The following is a 22,105-nucleotide window of genomic DNA, read 5'->3' as shown; positions in this document are numbered from 1 at the left end:
ACAGCGGAATTGGCTCCGGCCGGCCGGGGCCGGAGACCTTACGGTGAGCGGCATGACCGTGGGGTTTATCGGGCTCGGCGTGATGGGGACGCCGATGGCCGCCAATCTGGCCCGGGCCGGCGCCGGCCCGATCGTGTGGAGCCGTACCGACCGGGGCAACACGCCGCCGGGCGCGACCCGCGTGGGCACGGCGGCCGAGGTGTTCGAGCGGGCCGACGTGGTGATCCTGATGCTGGCCACCGAGCGGGCCATGGACGAGGTGCTCGACGGCGTCGACGTACGCGGGACACTGGTGGTTCACATGGGCACCACCGGCCCGGAGTATTCGGCCGCACTGGGCGAGCGGATCCGGGCGCGGGGCGGACGGTACGCGGAGGCCCCGGTCTCGGGCTCCCGCGGGCCGGCCGAGGCGGGTGAGCTGATCGCGATGATCGCCGGGGACACGTCGGGCCTGACACCTGTGCTGGAGCCGATGTGCAAGCAGGTCGTGGACTGCGGCGAGGTCCCGAACGCCCTGCTCATGAAGCTGGCGGTCAACACGTTCCTGATCAGCATGGTGACCGGGCTCGCCGAGGCGTTCCACTTCGCCACGGCGTACGGGCTCGATCCGGCCCTCCTGCGTGAGGTGCTGGACGCGGGACCGATGGCCAGCACGGTCTCCCGGGTCAAGGCGGCCAAGCTGGTCACCGGCGACTTCGCGGTGCAGGCGGCGATCCACGACGTGCTCAAGAACAACGAGCTGGTGGTGGCGGCCGCGCGCCGCGCCGGAGTTGCCTCCCCGCTGCTCGACGTCTGCCTTTCCCTGTACGCCGAGACGGCCGCCCAGGGCCACGCGGAGAAGGACATGGCGGCGGTCGTGCACGCGATAGCGGGGAGTCGATCACGCCCGTGACGGCGACTCACTAGGCTTTGCGGGTGGCGAAGTATTTCGACGTGCATCCGGACAATCCTCAGCCGCGCTCGATCCGGCAGCTGGCCGACATCGTGCGCGGGGACGGGCTGATCGCCTATCCGACCGACTCGCTGTTCGCGCTGGGCTGCCGGATGGGCAACAAGGACGGACTGGACCGCATCCGCGAGATCCGGCACCTCGACGACCGGCACCACTTCACGCTGATGTGTCATGACTTCGCGCAGCTGGGGCAGTTCGTGCAGATCAACAATGCGTCGTTCCGGGCGATCAAGTCGGCGACCCCGGGTCCGTACACGTTCATCCTGCCCGCCACCAAGGAAGTGCCGCGCCGCCTGCTGCACCCGAAGAAGAAGACGGTGGGCGTGCGCATCCCCGACCACGTCGTCGCGCAGGCGATCCTGGCCGAGCTGGGCGAGCCGCTGGTGTCGAGCACGCTGCTGCTGCCGGGCCAGGAGGAGCCGATGACGATGGGCTGGGAGATCAAGGAGGCCCTGGACCACGTGGTCGACGCGGTCGTCGACTCCGGCGAGGGCGGCACCGAGCCGACGACGGTGATCGACCTCTCCGGCGGCGAGCCCGAGATCCTGCGCGTGGGCGCGGGCGACCCGGCCCGGTTCGAGTAGGCCTTAGTTGTTGAGCGCGCCGTCGGCGCCGAGGGCGAGGATGACCAGCTCGCCGCGGTGGTCGGTGGCGGTCAGGCGCTGCTCGTCGAGGCGCTGCAGGGCGGCGATCCCGGCCCCGAACTCCCCCACCACTCCCGGCCCGATCGGCGGCCCCGTCCAGTCGACGGTCCACGAGTAGAGGCGGAACTCGTACGACGCGGCGACCACGACTGTCGTCTCGGGCGTGCCGAGCAGCGCGACCGTGCCCACCGGCTCGGGGGCGCGCAGAGTGATGCCGCGTTCCACCTCGTAGCCCGCCGGGTCGAGCCGGGCCACCCGTACGGCGTGGTGCGCCGCCGAGACGATCACCCGGTCGGCCAGCGAGTCGATCGCCCCGACGCGCAGGTCGTGCTCGACCACGACGGTGCGGTCACCCGCGTGCGGCGGCCCGGCGGTCACGACCCGGCCCTCGGCGGCCAGCACGCCGTCGCGGAACGGGCGGGTCGGCGCGGGCAGGGCGGGCAGCGACAGCCCGGCGGTGAGCGGGGTGCCCGAGGTGGCGTCGAGCAGGTAGGGCCGCCCGGCGAAGGTGGCCGTGGCCAGCACCGGGCCGCCGACCGCGAGCGAGCGGGAGCGGATGGTCGGGTCGGTGAGCCGCCAGTGCGGCCGGCCCGCCGTGTCCAGGGCGGTCACCGTGCCGTCGTACGCCCCGGTCAGCACGTGCCGCCCGTCGGCCGACCAGGTGATCGAGCGCAGCGGCGCGTCCCCGGCGCGCAGGGTGCGGATCGGGTCGAGGTGGGCGTTGCGCAGCTCGACCGCGCCGTCGCGGCGGGCCAGGGCGAGCGTGGTCGCGTCGGGCGACCAGGCGCAGGCCTCGACGGCGGGCGCGGCCCGGCCGGCCAGCGGCGAACGGTCCTGGGCGAGGTCGCGGACGGCCACGAAGCCGTTGACGCCGACCGTGGCGACCAGTCCGGTCGAGCTGACGTCGAGGCGTACGCAGTCGTCGAGCTCGCCCAGGTAGGTCTCGGCGAACGCCCGCCACACGGCCGCGCGCCCGTCGGCCAGCTGGCACAGCAGGTGCTGGCCGTCGGGCATCCACGAGACGCCGGTGACGGCGGCCGGGTGCCCGCCGAGCACCTTCATCAGATGCGGCGGGCGGTCGTCGACGACGCGCCACACCGCGGCGGTGCCGTCGGCCGAGCCGATGGCCAGCAGATCGGACGCGCCCGGGTTCCAGGCCGCGGCCAGCACCGCCGAACGATGGGCAAATTCGGTCATCGCCACGGGGCGGGACGGGTCGCTGGTCTCCCTGACGGTGACCTGGCCCCCCTCGGTGCCGCTGGCCAGCCGACGACCGTCAGCGCGGAACGCGACGCAGCTGACCGGCGCAGCCTGCGCCGACGAGGTCCCGGGAGTCACGCGACATATGCTGGACATCCGAACGCAACGAGTCAATACCGTAATCGGTCCTAAACGGTCGCTAGTCCAGGGCGTCAGGGCACCAGGCGCAGTCCGAGTGACTCTACTCGACGGTAAGGTCGCGGCCCCGCGGAGGGCAGGTCGCCGATCGCCCGCTCGATCGCCGCGCGCAACCGGGCCTCCTCCCCCACCCGGTCGCGGTGCCACGCCGCGCCCCAGATCCGGTGCAGCTGCCAGCCGAGTCCGGTGAGGACCTCGCCGGCGAGCCGGTCCCGGTCGCGGGCCGAGCCGATCGAGCCGTAGCGCGGACCGTCGCACTCGATGCCGAGGATGTAGCCGCCCGCGGGCGTGGGGTGGCGCACCCCGACGTCGATGCGGTAGCCGTCCAGGCCGATCCGGGCTCGCGCGCGATACCCCCACGAGCACACCGTCTCGAGCACCGCCACCACGAACGGGTCGGGGGCCGGCACCCGGCCGGGCAGGGCCGCGGCCCCCCGCTCGGCGTAGTCCAGGTAGGCGGCGAGGTGGCGTACGCCCTCGTTCGCCGACTCCGGGATGTCGCGCGACCGCACCGACGAGACGATCTCGACGCGGCGCCGGGCCCGGGTGATCGCGACGTTGAGCCGGCGCCAGCCGTTGGGCTGGTTGAGCGCGCCGAAATGGGAGCTGATCCGCCCGTGCTGGTCGCGCCCGTACCCGATCGAGAAGACCATCACGTCGCGCTCGTCGCCCTGCACCGACTCCAGGCTCTTGACGAAGAACCCGGAGAGCCGGTCCCCGTCGAGCAGCCGGTCCAGGCCCGGGTGGCGGGCGGCCGCGCGGTCCAGGGCGGCCTCGATCGCCTCGGCCTGCGCCACCGAGAACGTGACCACGCCGTACGAGAGCTCGGGCCGGGTCGTCAGGCACGACACGATGCGCTCGGCGACCATCTCGGCCTCGACCGGGTTGTCGCGCGACGTCCCCCGGCGGTAGACACCGCGGGCCGGGATGAGCTCGACGCCCGTCTCGGGATCGGCGTTCGCGCCCGGGAACGTTCGCAGCCGGCCCTCGTAGAACTGGTTGTTGGCGAAGGCGATCAGCGCCTCGTGCCGGCTGCGGTAGTGCCAGCCGAGCCCGCGGCTTTCGAAGGCACCGCACCCCTTGGCCAGTTCCAGGATGGACTGGAAGTCGTTGACGTCGCTGCCGTCTTCGTCGGAGTCGGTGCGGGTGAAGAACGACGTGGGCGGCAGCTGCCGGTCGTCGCCGGCCACGACCATCGCGCTCGCCCGGTACAGGCAGTTGATCGCGTCGGCCGGGGCGATCTGCGACGCCTCGTCAAAGACGACCACGTCGAATTCGAGGTCGGCCGGCAGGAACTGGCTGACCGCGAGCGGCGACATGAGGAAGCAGGGCTTGCCGGTCTGCACCGTCCGCCGGGTCCGCCCGATCAGGTCCCGTACGGCCAGATGGCGGGTCTCCTTCATGCCCTCCCGGCGCAGCAGCGTCACCTCGGCGGGCACCCGCCCCGCGGCCCGCCGCTGCTCGACCGCCGCCACGATCGTGGCCGGCGCCCGCCCGGTCAGCGCCGCGTCCAGCTCCCGGAACTCCTCGACCAGCCGATCACGTTCCGGCCCGCCGTACGGGTGCAGACGCTCGTCGTCCCGGATCACCGCGTCGGCCCAGGCCGCCAGCAGCGCCCGGTGCAGGGCCGGCCGCACCTGCTCGGTGGGCAGCCCGGCGCAGAACGCGATCGCCTCCGCGGTCAGCACCCGCCGGGCCCGGTCGTAGCCGAGCCACTGGTCCTGGCCGCCGGGGTCGTCGAGCAGCTCGGTCAGCAGCGGGCCGGCGTAGTCGTCGAGCAGCTCGCCGACCTCGGTCCGGCGGGCCGGCGTGAACGCCCCGACGACGACGTCCCGGGCGTCCTCCCAGGCCCCGAACCGTTCGGTGAGGGCCGCGGCGCCGCCGTCCGAATGCAGCGCCGCGGCCTGCTCCCCGGTGAGCGGCCGGTCGATCCCCGACGTGAGCCGCCGGGCCGCCCGGGCCCACCCCACCGCCTCTTCCAGGGCGTCGTCGTGCACGGCGGCCACGCCCAGGCCGGCCACCGCCGTCGCGTAGTCGTCGGCCAGCACCCGTTCCTCGTCGGCCGCGGCCCGGCGCAGGCGGGCCAGGCGCCGGACCTCGGCCACGTCGGCGTCGCGGCCGAGCGCGCGGGCGTAGGCGTGCAGCGCGGTGGCCGCCTCTCTCAGCGGACCGAGCTGGGCGCGGCGGCGGGCCGCGGCGTCCTGCGGCGTGTCCGCGGCCGACTCGCGCCGGGCCAGGGCGCGGACCTGGGCCGCCGTCCGGGCCAGGCGCGGGTCGGGCACGGGGCGGCAGAGCTGGTCGGCCACTGCCGGCAGCGCGTCGGGCGGGGTGAGCCGCACGATCTCACCGGCCAGCCGCAGGGCCTCGTGCAGCGGGGCGTCGCCGCGCCAGTACCGGCCGAGCAGGGGCGCGTACTGGTGCTCGGCCGCGGCCCGTTCGCGCCGGGCCCGCTGCCAGGCCACCGCGGCGCCGACGTGGGCCACGGCCTCGGCCGTGGGCACGGACGGCCTGCAGTACGCGGCCACGGCGTCCCAGTCGCGCCGGTACGCCCCCAGCAGCTTGCGCAGCCCGCGGTGCTCGTGGGTGAGACGGTCGGCCAGCTGCTCCACCGGCTGCTCGACGATCCCGTCAAGGAACCAGCGGCGGCACTCGGCCTCGGCCGCGGTCACCGCCTCGGCGCAGCGTTGCAGGGCGGCCGCGGCCACCGACACCCCGGCCAGCAGGCCCGGACCGAACCAGAACGGCTCCGGGCGGTGCGGGCGGCTCGCCAGCTCGGCCAAACCGGCGAAGCGGGTCAGGTCGGCGAACGTGACCACGGCGGGCAGGCCGAGCCGGGCCACCGTGGCGGCGACCTCCGCGCGCAGCTCGTCGAGGGCGTCCGCCTCCCCGGCCAGCCGGCGCACCGACTCCTCGGCCCCGGCCGCGGTCAGCGTACGGGGCTCGACCGCGGGCGGATCCAGGTCGGGCAGCTCGTGCCACTCGACCCCGGCCGCCTCCCGCACCGCGGCCCGGGCCCGGCGCGCGTCGGCCAGCCGGCGGGCGCGGCGCTCGGCGGCCCGCCCGATCGGTTCCAGGCTGCCCGCGGTCAGCCACTCGTCGGCCACCGCGGACGGCCGCCGCGCGGCGTGGGTCACCAGCATTGCCAGCGTGCCCACGGCCGACGGCCGGGTCACCGCGAACGCCTCGGCGATCGCGGTGTGCTTGTGCGCCTCCGCTGCCAGCGCGTGCAGCGCGTGCCCGGCCCGCCGCAGCGGCTCGCCCAGCGGCGCCCGCTCGGTGACCCCGCGCCACGCGAACGTCTGCGGCCCGGCCGCGGCCCGGCGGCAACGCGCCAGGTCGTCCGCCGCCTCCAAGGCGTCGTGGACGGCCTGCGCCGTCAGCTCCCGCGGCCGTTCGCACGGCGCCGGCACCTCGGGCAGGCCGGTGAGGCGGGCGCAGTCGCCCAGCACCTCGTGCAGCGTGCGGCCGAGCGGTTCGCGGCGCTCGTTCATCGCCGTCGCGTAGCCGTTGAGCAGCCCGCGCAGCTCCCGCAGCCGCCCGTCGTCCCGCGCCGGGGCCGGATCGATCGCCCGCGGGTCGAGCGAGCCGGCCAGCGCACGGGCCACTTCCTTACGGGTCGCCTTGTGGCTGTGCAGTTCCAGCAGATACGCCTCCAGTCCGGCGCCGGCCAGCCGGTTGCGCACGACCTCCAGGGCGGCCGCCTTCTCGGAGACGAACAGAACCGTCTTCCCGGCGTGCAGCAGACAGCCGATCATGTTTGCGATGGTCTGCGACTTGCCCGTGCCGGGCGGGCCGTCGAGCACGAAGCTCTGCCCCGCCAGGGCCGCGTTCACGCAGGCCCGCTGGGTCGCGTCGGCGTCGAGCACAAGCGGAAGATCTTCGCCTGTGTGCTGCTCAGTGGTTTCCCACCCGCCACCCCTCCACCCACCCGGGGAGATGCCTGAAGAATCTACATCTGCCAAGAGGGCCGGAGCGGGTTGTCCACAGGCGGAAACCGCGCCCGATTTCCCGGACAGTGCCTCCACCAACGGATGAACCACGATCCGGGCCTCGTTGTCGAGCAGGTCCCGATACATCGCCTCCTTGTGAAAGGTGAACCGCGACAGCAGCACGGTCTCCTCGACCACCCACCCGTCCCGGTTGTCGACGACGTCGCGCAGCTCGGCCAGGTAGGCCCGCACGTCCAGCCCCGCCAGCCCGTCCACCCCCGGCATGGCGATGCCCATCTGCCGCAGCCGGAGCATGAGGGCCGGGTTGACCACCGGGTCCTCCCCCCGCACCCGCAGCCGGGGCACCCCCGCCGGCCCGGGTGCCACCAGTTCGGCCGGCAGCAGCAGGACGGGGCTGGTCAGCGCCACGTCGTCGGGGTCGCGCCAGTGCAGCATCCCGATCGCCAGGTGCAGCGCGGCCACGCCCCGGTCGAGGAAGTCCTGGCGTGATTTGCGCAGCAGCCGCCGCAGCTGGGCGCCGAGCGTGACAGCGGTCAGACCGGTGCGGAACAGGCCGCCGGGTTCGGGCCGGGCGTCGGCGGGCAGGAATCCGTAGTCGCGGTCGCCGCGCAGGGCGGAGACGATGTCGGGGGCGGCCGGCCCGGCGATCTGCAGGGTGCCGCTCGTGGTGGGGCGGAAGTTGAGCAGGCGGTTGCCGGCGTCCAGGTTGACCAGCCCGTCACGCCAAGCGCGTACGGCTGCTCTGGGGGTTTCGGCCACCATGGTGGCCATTCCACCAAGTCGAGCCGGTATCGCGCAGGATAATCAGAAGTATCGCTCCTCGTCCGTTTTGTAATAATCATTCATGTCGGCGTGACGTCCCGCGGCGGCCAGCGTGACCCAGGCCGGGTTGCCCAGCAGCACCCGGCCCAGCCCGATGAGGTCGTATTCGCCCCGCGCGCGGCGGTCGAGCAGCTCGGCCATGCGCGCCGAGGAGGCGAAGTCGCGGGTCAGCCCGATCGAGCCGACGGTGATCGAGGGCAGGCCGGTCAGGTGTTTGGCCCAGCCGGCCAGGTTGAGGTGGCTGCCGTCGAAGATCGGCTCCCAGAAGCGGCGCTGCGAGGCGTGCAGGACGTCGGCGCCGGCCGCGCGCAGGCCTTCCAGCACGGTGGCCAGCTCGGCGGGGGTCTCGGCGATGCGGGCGCTGTAGTCGCGTTCCTTGAACTGGGAGAACCGGACGATCAGCGGCATGCACGAGGGGATCTCGGCCCGGATCGCCCGCACGACCTCGGCCGGGAAGTCGCGGTGGGCCAGTGTCGGGTTGGTCACCGGCCAGAGGAACTCGTCGAGCAGGTAGCCGTGGGCGGCGTGCACTTCGACGGCGTCGAAACCGGCCCGTACGGCGACACGCGCGCTCTCGGCGTACGCGGAAAGGAGGGTGTCGAAGTCGCGGCCGGTCATCGTGGCCGGCGTCCACGAGGCGTAGCCGTCGACGGGTTCGCGCCGGCTGCCCAGGTGCCAGAGCTGCGCGGCGATCCGGCCCCCGGCCGCGTGCACCTCACTCGTCACCTGCTTCCACCCGGCTTCGGCGGCGCCTTCGGTCAGCCGCGGCACGTCCGTCTGGTGACCGGCGCTGGGGTGGTCGACCAGCACGCCCTCGGTGATGATCAGGCCGATCCCGTGCTCGGCGCGGCGGCGGTAGTAGGCGGCGTTCTGCGCGGTCGGGATGCCGCCCGGCGACCGCTCGCGGGTCATCGGGGCCATCACGAACTGGCTGGTCAGCGGGAGCCCGACCAGGGTGACCGGCTGGACGAGGGCGGCGGTGGCGGCTGTCATGCGGTTACGCTAAAACTTGACATCCGTGTAAGGGTCAAGGCTTTTCCGGGAGGATTTCCGATGCGGATCGGCGATCTGTCCGCGGCCACCGGGGCGAGCGCCCGGAGCCTGCGGTATTACGAGGAGCAGGGTCTGCTGGCCAGCGCGCGCAGCGGCGGCGGGCAGCGGCACTACCCGGAGGGGGCCGTCGAGCGGGTCTCGCTGATCCAGTCACTGCTGTCGGCCGGGCTCAACAGCGCGACCATTCAGGACGTGCTGCCGTGCATCAACAACGAGGCCATCCGTACGCCGTGGCTGGCCGAGCGGCTGACGACCGAGCTCGACCGGGTGACCCGGCAGATCGACGACCTGACCCGTACGCGGGAAATCCTGTCCGGTCTGGTGGAGCAGTATCGCGTCGATTGACGAGCGGCCCGGCTGGGCATGGGGTGGGGGTGCCCGAGTCGATGGAAGCCGTTCGCAGACTGCTCGATCTGCGGCATCGGGGACGGGCCGAGGACCTGCCCGCCCTGCTGCACGACGCGGCCCCGCTGCTGGGCGCGGCCACCGCCACGGTGCTGCTGGTCGACTACGGGCAGTTGCGGCTCTATCCGCTGCGCGGGCGCGGCATGACGGGTGCGGCGCCGATCCCGGTCGACGGCACCGCGGCCGGTGAGGCCTTCCGGACCGCGCGGGTGACCACCTCGGACGAGTGTGTGTGGTTGCCGCTGCTGCACGGCGCGGAGCGGCTCGGGGTGCTCGAGCTGCGCACCCGGGCCGCCGACGTGGACGAACTCGAGGTGATCGCGGCGCTGGTGGCCGAGCTGATCGCGAGCCGCCGCGGTTACGGCGACGCGGTCGAGCACACCCGCCGGCGGGAGCCGATGCAGCTGGCGGCCGAGATCGTCTGGAACCAGCTGCCGCCGCTGACGTTCGCGGTGGACGGCACGATGGTCACGGCCGTCCTCGAGCCCTGTTACGACGTGGGTGGGGACGCGTTCGACTACGCCGCGAACGGGGACGTGCTGCACGTCGGTCTGTTCGACACGGTGGGTCACGGCATCGCGGCCAGCGCGCTCACCACGCTGACGCTGAACACGTACCGCAATGCGCGGCGCTCCGGGCTCGGGCTGACCGACACGTATCAGTCGATCGACAAGTGGATCCGGGCGCAGTATCCGGGCAGTTTCGTCACCGCGATCCTGGCCGAGCTGGACACGGTGACCGGCCTGTACCGCCGGATCAGCGCGGGCCACCCGGCGGAACTGCTGCTGCGCGGCGGCGAGGCGCGACCGGGACTGCCCACGCCGACAGCGCTGCCGCTGGGGCTGGGCACCATGCTGTCGCGGCCGCCGGGCGTGACGACCGAGCAACTCGCGCCGGGTGACGCGCTGGTGCTCTACACCGACGGGATCACCGAGGCGCGGGACAGCTCGGGGGCGCTGTTCGGTCTCGATCGGCTGACGTCCTTCGTCATCGAGCAGCTCGCCCTGGGGTTGCCTTCGCCCGAGATCATGCGCCGCCTGATCCACACCATCGTCAGCTATGAGCAGGGCGAACTCCGCGACGACGCCAGCGCCGCGATGATCAGGTGGAAGGGATAAGACTCAGGGAACCGTCAGCGTGGTCACAGGGAGTGCTGGACTTGACCACTTATCGTGGTAGAGGAGCCAGCCAAGGAGGCAAACGTTGAGCGGTTCCGTCAAGAGGTTCCTGCTGTCGATGCTCGCGTCGAAGTTGAACAAGCGGGGTCATCACGGCGGCTACGGCCACGGCGCGTACGGGCATCCCGGCGCCTACGGACACCCGGGCTACGGCCACCACGGTCATTACCGTCACCACGGGCACTATCGCCACCACGGTCACTATCGGCACCACGGGCACTACAAGCGCCGCCGCCTCTGGTAAAGCGCGGCCGAAGCGGGTAGTCCTGAAGAGAGCAGGGGCCGTCCGTCCGCTGTCCCCCGGCTTCGGACGGGCGTGCCCTGACACCTCCCCGGTGCGCAGCGCCAGCGCGCACCGGGGTCATTCTTGTTCAGAGCCCGAGCACCTCCACCGACACGGTCGCCACGTCGCCCGGCTCCAGATGCTGGGCCAGGCGCACCGCCCGCTTGATGGGCAGCACGTAAGCCCCGCCCCCGCCGCCCGGGAAAATGGACGTCTGCCAGTGGCTCGTGCCGACGGTGACCTTCACCCGCACGGAGCCGAAGCCGCGCCGGGTGCCGTCGGTGAGGTCACGGATCACATCGGACTCGGCCACCGGCAGGCTGACGAACGTCCAAGTGTCGCCCTTGCGCGCATCCCAGATCCACAGCTCGCTCTCGAAGTCGACGATCACGCGAGCCAGCATGGCATCGGGGTACGACAAAACGACGACTGCGGTCACAATGATCGCCATGCATCTGACGCCGCTCATCGACCCCGCCCGCCGCGAGCGGCTGGCCTGGCTGGCCGCGGGCGACGACGGGCGGCCCCTGGGCACCGCGTTCCTCTGGCTGCCCACCGCCGGGCACACGGCGGACGTGCAGCTCACCGTGCATCCGGCCGAGCGGCGCCGTGGCGTCGGCACCCGGCTCCTGCAGGCGCTGACGGCCGCGGCGGCCGAGCACGGGATGCACACGCTGCTCACCGAGCCGGTCCGGCCCGGCGAGGACGGCTTCTGCCTGGCGCACGGCTTCCGGCAGGTGCTCGCCCTGACGTACACGCGGCTGGCCCTGAGGGACGCCGCGCCCGTCGCCGAGCCGGTGCCGGGCTATCGGCTCGTGCACTGGGAGGGCAGGGTCCCCGGGGACCTGGCCGAGACGTTCGCCCGGGCCCGGCCCGCACTGGACGACATGCCGATGGGCGACGCCGCGTACGAGCCGCAGCCCTGGGACGTCGCCCGGCTGCACACGATCGCCGACGCGGTGGCCGGGCGCGGCGAGACGCTCTGCACGACGGCCGCGCTCGACCCGGACGGCGAGATCGCGGGTTTCACCGAGCTGGTGATACCGGCGTCCGGGTCGGGCGACGCCCAGCACTACGGAACCGCGGTGCTGCCCGCGCACCGCGGCCACGGCCTCGCGCGCTGGATGAAGGCCGCGCAGATCACCCTCGTACGGGAAAGGTTTGCCCGCCTGGACGGCCTGCTCGCCGACACCGCCGACGACAACACCGCCATGCGCCGCACGAACGAGTCGCTCGGCTACCGGCCGACCCACCGCAGCCTGCTCTACCAGCTCGCGCTGGCTACAGCAGCGTCCCCCACAGCGGCGCGGCCGGCCTGACCCGCAGCGGCATGCGCGCCTCGGCCGGGGTGCGGTCGCCCTTGCGCTGATTGCAGGCATAGCAGGCGGCGACCGTGTTGAGCCAGCTGTTGGCGCCGCCGCGCGAGCGGGGCAGCACGTGGTCGACGGTCGTCGCCGCACGGCCGCAGTAAGCGCAGCGCCGCCCGTCGCGGTTCATCACGCCGGCCCGCGACCACCCCGGTCCGCGGCTGTGCCGCCAGCGGGTGACCACGTACGAGACCAGGCGCACCACAGTCGGGACGGGCCAGACACCGATCACCCGATCGGGCCGCGCCTCGTGCACCTCGGCCACCTGCCGCACCAGCATCCGTACGGCGTGCCGCAGGCTCACCCGGTGCAGCGGCCCCAGGTCGGCGTTGAGAACGAGCACATCACTCACCGGGTCACCTCCCTCTACGACCGGTCAGGTGATCTCTACGGTAGGGACGACATCGACCTGGGACAACGCAATAACTCGGTGTGCGGGCCTCCCCTGTACGGGCCGGCTCGGTTCCTCCCGTACACCGGCCGCCTTGCTCTGCTGCCGGGTGCCGGAGAACGCGGCCACCAGCAGCAGGCCGAAGATCAGCAGGTTGAGCACCCAGCGCGGATCGCCGACGTGCAGGGCCGCGGCCAGGCCGGCGCGCTCGGTGGCGGTCAGTGGGGTGGTCGAGCGTTCGGTGGCGGCGAAGTCGAGGCGGTCGCCGGCAAAGGTGAGGTACGTCCAGATCCGCAGGACGAAGTAGGCGGCCGCGGCGGCGGCGATCAGGATGTCCTCGGTCCGGGGGCTGCGGCCGGCCCACCGCATGAGCAGCGAGATGGCCGTGGCCCACGCGGCGCACGGGCGCTGAGCGGCTCGGCCGGGGGAAAGGGCCGCGCTGAGGCAACAGCGCGGCCCCGGTCCTCAGCCCTTGACGGCGCCCGCGGTCATGCCGGCGACGATGCGCTTGTTGAAGAACAAGAACATGATCAGCGGCGGGATCGTGATCAGCAGGATGTCCATGAAGAGCAGGTTGTACTGCGTCGAGTACGAGCTGGAGAAGTTGTAGAGCGTCAGCTGCACGGTGGCGTTCTGGTCGCCGGGCAGGAAGTACAGCGGGTTGACGAAGTCGTTGAAAACCGTCACCGACTGCACCACCACGCACGTGATGATGACCGATTTGAGCAGCGGCAGCACGACCCGGAAGAACAACCGCAGCGGCCCGGCGCCGTCGATGATCGCCGCCTCGTCGAGCTCACGCGGGATAGTGGCGATGAACGCCCGGAACAGCAGGATGCAGAACGACAGGCCGAACGCGACCTCGACCAGGATCAGCCCGGGCATCGTCCGGAAGAGCCCGAGTTTCTGCAGCACCCAGATGGTGGGCACGACCGCGGGCGGGATGATCAGACCCGACAGGACCAGGAAGTTGATCAGGCCGGTCCAGCGGGTGCGCCGCCGTTGCAGCACGAACGCCACCATCGCGGCCAGCACCACCATGATGGTCACCGAGGCCACCGTCAGGATCGTGCTGTTGATGAAGGCGATGATCAGCATGTAGTCGCGGGCCTGCACGACGTCCACGAAGTTCTGCACGAACTGGAACTGTGTGGGCCACGAGAAGTCGAGCCGCGACGCCTCCTGCCGGCTCTTCAGCGCGGTCAGCACGATGAAGGCGAACGGCACCAGGAACACCACGACGGACAGCAGGATCGCGACCAGGCTGAGCGCGATGTTCTTGCGCGGCCGCCGATTCTCCACCACGGTCACAGATCCACCTCCTTGGAGTTCAGGTAGCGCGAGAGCGGGAAGATGATTGCGGTCACCAGCAGGAACAGCACCACGTTGCCCGCCGTCGACAGGCCGTAGAAGCCCGCTTGGTACTGCTTGTAGATGACCGACGCGATCACGTCGGAGGTGAAGCCGGGACCGCCCCGGGTCATCGCCCAGATCAGGTCGAACGACCGCAAGCCGCCGATCAGCGACAGCAGGATCACCGTGAACGTGGCCGGCCGGGCCAGCGGGAGCACGATGCTGCGGAAGTTCTGCCAGGCGGTGGCGCCGTCGACGCGGGCCGCCTCGAAGTACTCCTGCGGGATCGACACGATGCCGGCGATGTAGATCAGCGTGGCCAGGCCGACACCTTTCCACACGTCGACCAGCGCCACCGACACCAGCGCGTAGCCGGGGTCGGTGAGCCAGCCCGGCCCCTGGATGCCGAGCAGCGACAACGATTCGTTGATCAGGCCTTCCTCCGGGTCCATGAGGATCGTGAAGGTCAGGCCGACACCGATCGTGCTCACCAGCACGGGGAAGAACACCACCGAGCGCAGGTAGCCGCGGCCGATGATCTGCGAGGTGAGCAGCACGGCCAGGCCGAGACCGAGCACGACCTTGAGCCCCGAGGTGAGCACCGCGTAGACCACGGTGTGCCACAGGCCGGAGACGAGCGCGGGCTCACGGAAGAACGTGACGTAGTTGTCGAACCCGATGAACTGGGAGTCGAAGATGCTCCACCGGGTCAGGCTGAAGTAGAACGACGTCACCGTGGGCACCAGGAACAGCACCGCGTAGATGATGGCGGCCGGCAGGTAGAACCAGGAGGAGTACGGGCTCCGCTTGCGACCGGCGGCGGGGGCCGGCCCGGCCGCGCGGGTGCGCGGCCGGGCCTCCAGGCTTACCAACCCTCGAGTCCGAGCTGCTGGGCCTGCTTCTTCACGTCCTCGTCGTAAAGCTTGGCGGCCGCGTCGGCCTTGCGGATGCCGGAACCCACCTCGACGCAGATCTGCTCGAGGGCCGGGCCCTTGACCGGGGACAGGAACTCCAGGGCCAGGCTGGACGCGCCCTGCTTGTCGATGTAGGTCTGCATGTCCTTGACGGCCTGCGGCACCGAGTCGGGCAGCTTGCAGCCGGTGACCGCGTACGGGCCGGTCGGGGTGGACGCCTGGCCCATCGAGGCACAGCCGTCGGGGCTGGCCACGAAGCCGAGGAACTTCTTGGCCGCTTCGAGCTTGTCACCGGTGGTGCTGCTCGGGATGTAGAGCCCGTTGGGCGCCCACACGGTCAGGCCGTTCCTGGCGGCGTCGCTGCCGGGGATGGCGAACAGGCCGATCTTGTTCTCGCTGCCCGGGTTGTCGGCGATCAGCTGGCTGACCATGGCCGACAGGATCGGGTACTGCGCGCCCTCACCCTTGGCCAGCTTGTTCAGGCCGTCGGTGAGCTTGGCCGACGCGAAGTCCTTGTTCACGTACCCGGCGTCGTGCACCTGCTGCAGGTGGTCGAAACCGGCCTTGGCGGCGGGCGTGGTCGCGTACTTGGCCTGGTTCTTCGTGTACTGGTCGGCCCAGCCGGGGCTGGCCGCCTCGACGTTGTGGTAGTCGCCGAGGATGAACAGCTGCGAGGTCCACGTCTCGCCGTACGTCTGGATGACCGGGTCGACGCCGGCCGCCTTGAGCTTGGCGTTGTTGGCCTGGAACTCGTCCCACGTGGTCGGCACCTTCAGGCCGTTCTTGTCGTACACCTCCTTGTTGTAAAGGATCGCGCCCGCCATGTAGTTGCCGAACGGCACGCCGTAGATCTTGCCGTCCGAGCCGACCGCCTTCTTGAAGTTGTCGTCGAGCTGCCCGGCGAAGTCGTCCACCGCGGTCAGGTTCTTCTGCGGGGCCAGGGCCTGCATGAGCGAGCCCGAGTTGTACATGAACACGTCGGTCATGTCGCCGGTGGAGAGCCGGGTCTTGACGATGTTGTCGCCCTCGGTGCCCTGCGGCCGGGTCTCCACGTTGACCGTGATGTCGGGATTCTTGGCGGTGAAGTCCTTGGCCAGCCCTTCCGCGATCTTCACCGTCTCGGGCTGGTTGTCGGTCAGGAACGAAAGGGTGACCTTGCCGCCGCCGCCCTCCTCGTCGCTGCTGCCGAGACTGCCGGCGCTGCACGCGCCGAGGGCCAGCGTCGCCGCGGAGAACACGGCGAGACCTATCTGACGTCGCTTCATGACGTTGACTCCCTTATTCGTGATCGGAGGAGAGGAGGGTCTGCAGGCGGGCCGCGAGCACGTCACCGCCGGGGATGAAGCCGTGCGCGGTGGCGGCGCCGGCGAGCTCGGTTGCGGGGGCGCCCAGGTAGCGCTCGAGCCGCCCGGCCAGGTCGGCCTCGTCAGTGGCGACACCGGCCTCGGCGGCCAGCGCGACGACCTTGTCCCAGCTGGGCTTGTGGTCCATCAGCTGCCGGATGCTGGGCTCGGCGGGTCGTGCGCCTTCCTGCCCGTACGGGTCCTGGACGGTCCAGTCGTGCCGTCCGTGGCCCACGACGATCGGCTCGGCGCGCCCCGGCACGTGCACCGTCGCGGTCGCGCCGACCGGCACCACCACGTCCAGGCGCAGCTGACCGCCGTCCCGCGTCCAGGTGACAGAGGCTTCCCCGTACGGGGTGAGGTGCCGCGCCGTGGCCCGGTTCAGCTGCCCGGTGGGCAGGGGCCGCACCTCGATGCGCCGGTAGCCGGGCTCGGCGGGGGCCAGTCCGGCCACGCGCCGGTGCAGCCAGTCGGCGACCGCCCCGAGCGCGTAATGGTTGAAGGACGTCATCTCGCCCGGGTTGATCGAGCCGTCCGGGAGCATGCTGTCCCAGCGCTCCCAGACCGTGGTGGCGCCCATCGTCACCGGGTAGAGCCAGCTCGGCACGCCGGTCTGCAGCAGCAGCCGGTACGCCAGTTCGGGCTCGCCCGCGTCGGCCAGCGCGTCGGTCATCAGCGGCGTGCCGACGAAACCGGTGCTGATCCTGAACCCGGCCACCCGTACGAGGTCGGCCAGCCGCTGCCCCGCCTGCTGCCGCTGCTCCGGGGTGGGCAGCAACGCCCACTGCAGAGCCAAGGCGTACGCGGTGGGGGCGTCGCTGAGCACCCGGCCGCCGCCGGTCACGTACTCCCGGGCGAACGCCTCCCGCACCCGGCCCGCCAGGTCGCCGTACTCGCGGGCCACGTCCCCGTCGCCGACGGCCAGCGCGGCCTGCGCCACGACCTGGGCCGAGCGGGCCAGGTGGGCGGTGGCGATGACGTCAGGGTCGGCCTTGGCCCGGAACGGGTCGGCGGGCGGCGCCGTCGGGTCGAGCCAGTCGCCGAACTGGAAGCCGCCCGCCCACAGCAGATCCGAGCCGGCCAGCGCGGCCATCTTGTCGACCCAGGCCCGCATGCTGGGCAGCTGACGCTCCAGCAGGGCGCGGTCGCCGGTGCGCTGATAGATCACCCAGGGCACGATGGTGGCGGCGTCGCCCCAGGCCGCGGTGGCCGGGCCGGGCTGACGCAACACATCCGGCACCACGTACGGGACCGAACCGTCTTTCTGCTGCTCGGCGGCCAGGTCGGCGAGCCAGTTGGTGAGGAAGCCGGCCGAGTCGAACAGGAACGAGGCGGTGGGCGAGAAGACCTGGATGTCACCGGTCCACCCGAGGCGCTCGTCGCGTTGCGGGCAGTCGGTGGGGACGTCCACGAAATTGCCGCGCATGCCCCAGACGACGTTCTCGTGGAAACGGTTGAGCAGGTCGTGGTCGCTCTCGAACCACCCCGTACGGCGCAGGTCCGACCCGACGACGACGGCCTCGATGTCCTCGGCCCGCAAGTCGCCCACGCCGGTCACCTCGGCGTACCGGAAACCGTGGAACGTGAACGTCGGTTCCAGGATCACCGTGTCGGGGCCGTCGACGATCCACTCGTCAGTGGCCCGCGCGGTGCGCAGCGGACGAACACCCAGCTCGCCGTCCTCGAGCACCTCGGCGTGGCGAATCACGACCGGGTGGTTGCCGGGCGCGCCGCGGACGGTCAGGCGGACCCAGCCGACCACGTTCTGCCCGAAGTCGACAAGCGTCCTGCCGGACGGCGACCGGAAAACCTCGACGGCGGGCAGAACGTCGGTGACCCGGATCGGCGGGCCGTCCGGCGCCACGAGCAGGCTCAGGTCGGCGTCGACCACGTCGACCGGCGACTCCGGGCCGAGCTCGCGGCTCAAGTCGGCGCGCTGTCCGTTGTAGAGGTCGTCGTCGACGATGGTGCCTTCCCGCGCGGTCCACGTCCCGTCGCTGGCCAAGGTGTGCACCTGGCCGTCGGCCGTCTCGGCCTCGAGCTGGGCCAGCGCGGCGAGCCGGTCGCCGTAAAGGCTGTGCTGGTTGCGGAAGCCCAGGTAGCCCCGCCACCAACCGTTGCCCAGGTTGACCTCCAGCCGGTTCTCACCCGCGGTGACCAGGTCGGTGACGTCGTACGTCTGGTAGCGCAGCCGGTGCTGGTAAGCCGTCCAGCCGGGAGTGAGCACCTCGTCGCCGACCCGCTGGCCGTTGAGGCTCGCCTCGTAGAGACCGTGCGCGGTGATGTAGAGGCGGGCCTTGACCACGTCGCTGCCCAGCGGGAAGGTGCCGGTCAGCATCGGGGCCGGGCGGCCGAAAGCGCCGATCTCGCGGGGGCTGACGAAGCGGGCCGTCCAGTCGGCGGGCTCGAGCAGCCCGGCCTCGGCCGTCGCCGGCTCGCTCCACTCGCTCCAGCTCACGCCAGTGCTTTCGCCAGTTCCGGCGTCGCCCTCGACCAGGCTGTCGGCGGCGCTACCACCCGCGTTTCCGGCGCTGCCCGCGTTTCCGGCGGCGCTGCCACCCGCGTTTCCAGCGGCATTGCCACCCGCGTTTCCGGCAGCGCCACTGGCCGCGTGTCCGGCGGCGCTGCCACCCGCATCTCCGGCGGCGCCACTGGCCGCGTCTCCGGCGGCGCCACTGGCCGCGTCTCCGGCGGCGCCACTGGCCGCGTCTCCGGCGGCGCCACTGGCCGCGTCTCCGGCGGCGCTACTGGCCGCGTCTCCGGCGGCGCTGGCTACGCGGACTCGTACGGTGGCGGCCTCTCGGCTCTTGAGGGGCGCGGCGGGCCATGGCACCAGCACCTGCTCGGCCGACTCGGTCTCGAAGGTCTCGGTTTTGCCACCGCGGATGATCTCGAGCTGGTAGCGGGTCTGACGGTAGCCCTCGGGGGCCCGCGCGACCTGCCAGGAGATGCGCGGAGTGGGCGTGCCGAGGCCAATCATGCTGCCGTGATGGTGGTCGAACCGCAGAGCGTGGGGGGCGGTAATGTCCGGCATGTCACTCCTGTTGCTTTTACCGTCTTTGCCCGTGAAACGATTCAAGAACCGACGGGGCACCAACGCGGTCATTTTGTTTCGGCTTGGTGGCGAGAACGTTTCGCCGTGTCCCCGATCCTGCGTTTCGGTGTGGCCCACGACATAGCCCGAGATGAACCGGAGCTAGCACGAAATTCACCTGAGCACCGCTCAGCCCAGCTTGGTGATGGCCGGGGCAGGGCCTACGGTGAGGCATGACCGACGACCCCCCGGTCGAGAACACCCGGACATTGCTGCACTTCATCGACGGGTCACTGGCCTACGCGGGCCACTACCTGCACGAGGGCCTGCATCCGGTGCACACGCACAGCTTCGTCGAGATAGCCGTGGTGATGTCCGGTTCCGGCGTCCACCACAGCCTGGCCGGCCGCCGGCAACTCCGCGTGGGCGACGCGATGCTGCTGCGCCCGGGCGTCTGGCACGGCTACGAGGATTGTGACCACCTCGACCTCTACAACTGCTGCTTCTCGACCGAGCTGCTGCGCCGCGAACTCTCCTGGACCAGACAGGACCCCCAACTCGGCCACCTGCTGTGGACCGGCCCGTACGCGGGCCAGCGCCGCGGCATCCTGACCACGCACCTACCCGGCGACGCCTTGACCGCGTGCCTGGAACACCTGGACGGCCTGCAAAAACTCCGCACCCAGCCGGCCCCCGACCACCGCGGCGACGTGGTCGGCCGCCTGACCCTGTTCCTGAGCATCCTGGCCCGCGTGGTCGCCGCCACCGACGCACGCTCCGACGCCGCAGCCGGCACCCACGCCGCGGTGCTGGACGCAATGCACATGATGGAGGACCGCCCCGCACACCAGTGGACGCTGACCGAACTGGCCGCCGAACTGCACCTGGCCCCCGGCTACCTCGTCCGCCTGTTCAAGGCGGCCACGGGCCTCCCGCCCATGGCCTACCTGTCCCGCTTCCGCGTCGAACTGGCCGCAGCCCGCCTGCTCCACACCGACCAGCCGATCAACCGCATCGGCGAGTCAGTCGGCTGGCCCGACCAGAACTACTTCGCCCGCCGCTTCAAGTCCCACTACGGCCTGACCGCCTCGACATACCGCACCCGCTTCACCCAAGCCCACAAGTCCTGAGCCACCCGCTGCACTCCCGCAGCCCCCACCCACCCTCGCGCGGCCCCGCCCACCCTCGCGCGGCCCCGCCCACCCTCGCGCGGCCCCGCCCACCCTCGCGCGATCCCCGCCCACCCTCGCGCGGGACCGCCCACCCCACGCCACCACCGCGCAGCGAACGCCAACTTCGCACAGCCATCGCCAACCGCGCTAACCCCGCTCCCGCACGATCGTCGGCCACCGCACTCCACACGAGGCGCATTCAACGCCACCCTGCGCGATTTCTGCGCACCCAACGCCCTTACTCGCGCAGCTAACGCCATCCCCGGCGGCCAACGCCATCCCCGCGCAGACACGCACACCTGACGCCCAGACTCGCGCGACCAACGCCCACACTCGCGCAGCCAAGGCCAGCACTCGCGCAGCCAACGCCCACACTCGCGCAATTGACGCCCACACTCGCGCAGCCAACGCCCACACTCGCGCAGCCAAGGCCAGCACTCGCGCAACCAACGCCCACACTCGCGCAACCAACGCCCACACTCGCGCAGCCAAGGCCAGCACTCGCGCAACCAACGCCAACACTCGCGCAATTGACGCCCACACGCGCGCAACCAACGCCCACACCCGCGCAACCAACGCCGACTCCGGCGCAGTCGACGTCATCCCCGTGCGGCTGACGCCAACTTCGCGCAATCAACGCCAACTCTGCGCAGTCACCGCGGGGCTGTGCCAGGAGCGGTGTTTCCGGCCCGACACGCCGGGCTGAGGTTCGCGCAAGATGGCGTCGACGATCGGTTTGAAGTCGTCCAGCCTCGACGTCCGCGGCGGCGTCGGCTCGCGCGGCTGGGGCAGAGCTGACTGCAAAGCCGCGCGGATCGTGCGCCGCCTCACCTGATAGTTGCCGGCCTCGCCCGCACCGACATGCCAGCGCCCGAGTCGCGGGCGGATCGCCGCGAACAGGTCGACCTTCGGCAGCAGCGGGCTCCCGTCAGACCTGCCGATGCTCCACCAGGTCAGGTGGGTCCGAAACTGGTGAGCGTCGAATCCACCCGATCGAGGTGGGGCCGGAACTGATCAACAAATCGCTGGCCTTCGACCGTCCAACCACACCTAGCGAGGTAGCTGATGCGACTCGCGATGTTCGCGCGAACGGTTGGGACGCGGTGTGCTGAAGCGTCAGCGGAACCGGTCGACGGTGACGGGAATCAGTCCCTGCTGCCGCATCTGCGCCGTCAGACCACGCAGCAGGACACCGACCGCCTCGTCGCGCTCGCCAGCCAGATCGCAGGTCACATCCAGGCCCCAGGCAGCGCCGGCGGCGACTCGACGGAGGTCCCAGCGGAAGCAATCGCCGGACACCTGGCGATGCACCGCTCCTAGGATCCGAACCTCGGGATCGACAAGGTCACCGACAACCGGCATTTGCCACCCGCTGCTGAGCGCATCAAGGCCGTCTTGAGTCAACTCATTGACAAACAGGATCCTATAAACCCGCGTCTCGCGAAATCCCGGGGCGGCCTCCGGCCCGCTCAGACGCAGCGGACGCGGCGGCTGGGCAGGAAGTTCACCGAACTGTGCCCGCAACGCAGCCTCGTCCGGCAGACCGACACCACAAACGCTTCGATAGAACTCCGCTGCTGCCGCTCGGCCAACAGCGACTACCTGGAGCCGTAAGGCGGCATCAAGCCGCAACCTGCGGCTGGTGTCCGCGCCGTCGCGCCAGCTGCTCTCCCGCCGGCTTCGGACACCACTCACCAGCCCCGCCGAGGAGTGGTCCGGTGCTGGCAGCAACTCCTCAACCAGCAAACTGTCCGGTTCGCCGATACGGTCGTGGACCAGGTAATAGTGCAGGGTCGGTGAAGCATCGACTGGCTGCCGCGCGAGAGTCGTCGTCACAGGTCGATGT

The 22,105-nt window shown here is 71.4% G+C and carries 18 protein-coding genes and 1 pseudogene; 8 read left to right on the top strand and 11 right to left on the bottom strand.

All coding sequences use genetic code 11. From position 1 onward, the window contains the following. Window positions 1–10: 10 nt before the first annotated feature. The 3 genes and pseudogenes from BKA14_RS43550 to BKA14_RS04285 all read left to right on the top strand — a co-directional run. Window positions 11–484, top strand: a pseudogene (locus tag BKA14_RS43550) (NAD(P)-dependent oxidoreductase); the annotation flags it as partial. Then, window positions 473–892 carry an NAD-binding protein gene (locus BKA14_RS43545; protein WP_311776120.1) on the top strand — a complete coding sequence of 140 codons (420 nt, stop codon included), beginning with the start codon at window positions 473–475 and terminating at the stop codon, window positions 890–892. The pseudogene BKA14_RS43550 and the gene BKA14_RS43545, both read left to right, overlap by 12 nt. 23 nt (window positions 893–915) lie before the next feature. Then, a complete protein-coding gene (locus BKA14_RS04285) occupies window positions 916–1,536 on the top strand; it encodes an L-threonylcarbamoyladenylate synthase (RefSeq protein ID WP_184949630.1) in 621 nt (206 codons plus the stop codon). A 3-nt stretch (window positions 1,537–1,539) separates the two neighbouring features. Here BKA14_RS04285 and BKA14_RS04280 read toward each other — a convergent pair whose 3' ends face one another. The 3 genes from BKA14_RS04280 to BKA14_RS04270 all read right to left on the bottom strand — a co-directional run bounded on the left by BKA14_RS04280 (window position 1,540) and on the right by BKA14_RS04270 (window position 8,759). Further along, complete coding sequence (locus BKA14_RS04280; RefSeq protein WP_184949628.1) at window positions 1,540–2,934, bottom strand: WD40 repeat domain-containing protein; 1,395 nt, start codon at window positions 2,932–2,934, stop codon at window positions 1,540–1,542. 74 nt (window positions 2,935–3,008) lie between these two features. Continuing rightward, entirely contained in the window at window positions 3,009–7,715 is a 4,707-nt protein-coding gene (locus BKA14_RS04275; protein ID WP_184949626.1) for a PDDEXK-like endonuclease domain-containing protein, read from the bottom strand. 33 nt (window positions 7,716–7,748) lie between these two features. Beyond that, window positions 7,749–8,759, bottom strand: coding sequence for an oxidoreductase (locus BKA14_RS04270; RefSeq protein ID WP_184949624.1), 1,011 nt, complete (start codon window positions 8,757–8,759; stop codon window positions 7,749–7,751). A gap of 60 nt (window positions 8,760–8,819) precedes the next feature. Between BKA14_RS04270 and BKA14_RS04265 the strand changes: the two genes are divergently transcribed. The 3 genes from BKA14_RS04265 to BKA14_RS04255 all read left to right on the top strand — a co-directional run bounded on the left by BKA14_RS04265 (window position 8,820) and on the right by BKA14_RS04255 (window position 10,646). After that, window positions 8,820–9,164: a MerR family transcriptional regulator gene (locus BKA14_RS04265; RefSeq protein WP_184949623.1), complete on the top strand. Its 345-nt coding sequence runs from the start codon at window positions 8,820–8,822 to the stop codon at window positions 9,162–9,164. A 41-nt stretch (window positions 9,165–9,205) separates the two neighbouring features. Continuing rightward, complete coding sequence (locus tag BKA14_RS04260; protein ID WP_221477221.1) at window positions 9,206–10,342, top strand: PP2C family protein-serine/threonine phosphatase; 1,137 nt, start codon at window positions 9,206–9,208, stop codon at window positions 10,340–10,342. An 85-nt stretch (window positions 10,343–10,427) separates the two neighbouring features. Continuing rightward, window positions 10,428–10,646 carry a hypothetical protein gene (locus tag BKA14_RS04255; protein WP_184949620.1) on the top strand — a complete coding sequence of 73 codons (219 nt, stop codon included), beginning with the start codon at window positions 10,428–10,430 and terminating at the stop codon, window positions 10,644–10,646. Between the two features lie 127 nt (window positions 10,647–10,773). Here BKA14_RS04255 and BKA14_RS04250 read toward each other — a convergent pair whose 3' ends face one another. Then, on the bottom strand, window positions 10,774–11,076 hold the full coding sequence (locus BKA14_RS04250) for a DUF1905 domain-containing protein (protein ID WP_184956546.1): 303 nt from the start codon (window positions 11,074–11,076) through the stop codon (window positions 10,774–10,776). A 58-nt stretch (window positions 11,077–11,134) separates the two neighbouring features. Here BKA14_RS04250 and BKA14_RS04245 point away from each other — a divergent pair, with 58 nt between their 5' ends. Next, the gene (locus BKA14_RS04245; protein WP_203722036.1) at window positions 11,135–12,004 is read left to right on the top strand and encodes a GNAT family N-acetyltransferase; all 870 of its coding nucleotides are present in this window, start codon (window positions 11,135–11,137) and stop codon (window positions 12,002–12,004) included. On the opposite strand, the gene BKA14_RS04240 is transcribed toward BKA14_RS04245, so the two are convergent. From BKA14_RS04240 to BKA14_RS04215, 6 genes are all read right to left on the bottom strand, one after another. Then, the gene (locus tag BKA14_RS04240) at window positions 11,967–12,404 is read right to left on the bottom strand and encodes an HNH endonuclease (protein WP_184949619.1); all 438 of its coding nucleotides are present in this window, start codon (window positions 12,402–12,404) and stop codon (window positions 11,967–11,969) included. The two genes, BKA14_RS04245 and BKA14_RS04240, sit on opposite strands and share 38 nt — an antisense overlap. A gap of 24 nt (window positions 12,405–12,428) precedes the next feature. Beyond that, window positions 12,429–12,812, bottom strand: a complete 384-nt coding sequence (locus BKA14_RS04235; RefSeq protein ID WP_184949618.1) for a hypothetical protein — start codon at window positions 12,810–12,812, stop codon at window positions 12,429–12,431. 96 nt (window positions 12,813–12,908) lie between these two features. Beyond that, entirely contained in the window at window positions 12,909–13,754 is an 846-nt protein-coding gene (locus tag BKA14_RS04230) for a carbohydrate ABC transporter permease (RefSeq protein WP_239092502.1), read from the bottom strand. Next, window positions 13,751–14,668, bottom strand: coding sequence for a carbohydrate ABC transporter permease (locus BKA14_RS04225; RefSeq protein WP_184949617.1), 918 nt, complete (start codon window positions 14,666–14,668; stop codon window positions 13,751–13,753). The genes BKA14_RS04230 and BKA14_RS04225 overlap by 4 nt, the downstream gene beginning before the upstream one ends. Continuing rightward, entirely contained in the window at window positions 14,662–15,975 is a 1,314-nt protein-coding gene (locus BKA14_RS04220) for an ABC transporter substrate-binding protein (RefSeq protein WP_184949616.1), read from the bottom strand. The genes BKA14_RS04225 and BKA14_RS04220 overlap by 7 nt, the downstream gene beginning before the upstream one ends. 13 nt (window positions 15,976–15,988) lie before the next feature. After that, window positions 15,989–19,087, bottom strand: a complete 3,099-nt coding sequence (locus BKA14_RS04215; RefSeq protein WP_260416392.1) for a family 78 glycoside hydrolase catalytic domain — start codon at window positions 19,085–19,087, stop codon at window positions 15,989–15,991. Between the two features lie 233 nt (window positions 19,088–19,320). Between BKA14_RS04215 and BKA14_RS04210 the strand changes: the two genes are divergently transcribed. After that, complete coding sequence (locus tag BKA14_RS04210; RefSeq protein ID WP_184949615.1) at window positions 19,321–20,217, top strand: helix-turn-helix transcriptional regulator; 897 nt, start codon at window positions 19,321–19,323, stop codon at window positions 20,215–20,217. 1,158 nt (window positions 20,218–21,375) lie between these two features. On the opposite strand, the gene BKA14_RS04205 is transcribed toward BKA14_RS04210, so the two are convergent. After that, entirely contained in the window at window positions 21,376–22,095 is a 720-nt protein-coding gene (locus BKA14_RS04205) for a hypothetical protein (RefSeq protein ID WP_184957294.1), read from the bottom strand. Window positions 22,096–22,105: the final 10 nt, after the last annotated feature.

It is taken from the genome of Paractinoplanes abujensis, from assembly GCF_014204895.1.
Lineage (GTDB): Bacteria > Actinomycetota > Actinomycetes > Mycobacteriales > Micromonosporaceae > Actinoplanes > Actinoplanes abujensis.
Note: the sequence above shows the minus strand (reverse complement) of the source record. Positions and strands in the feature narration are given on the sequence as shown.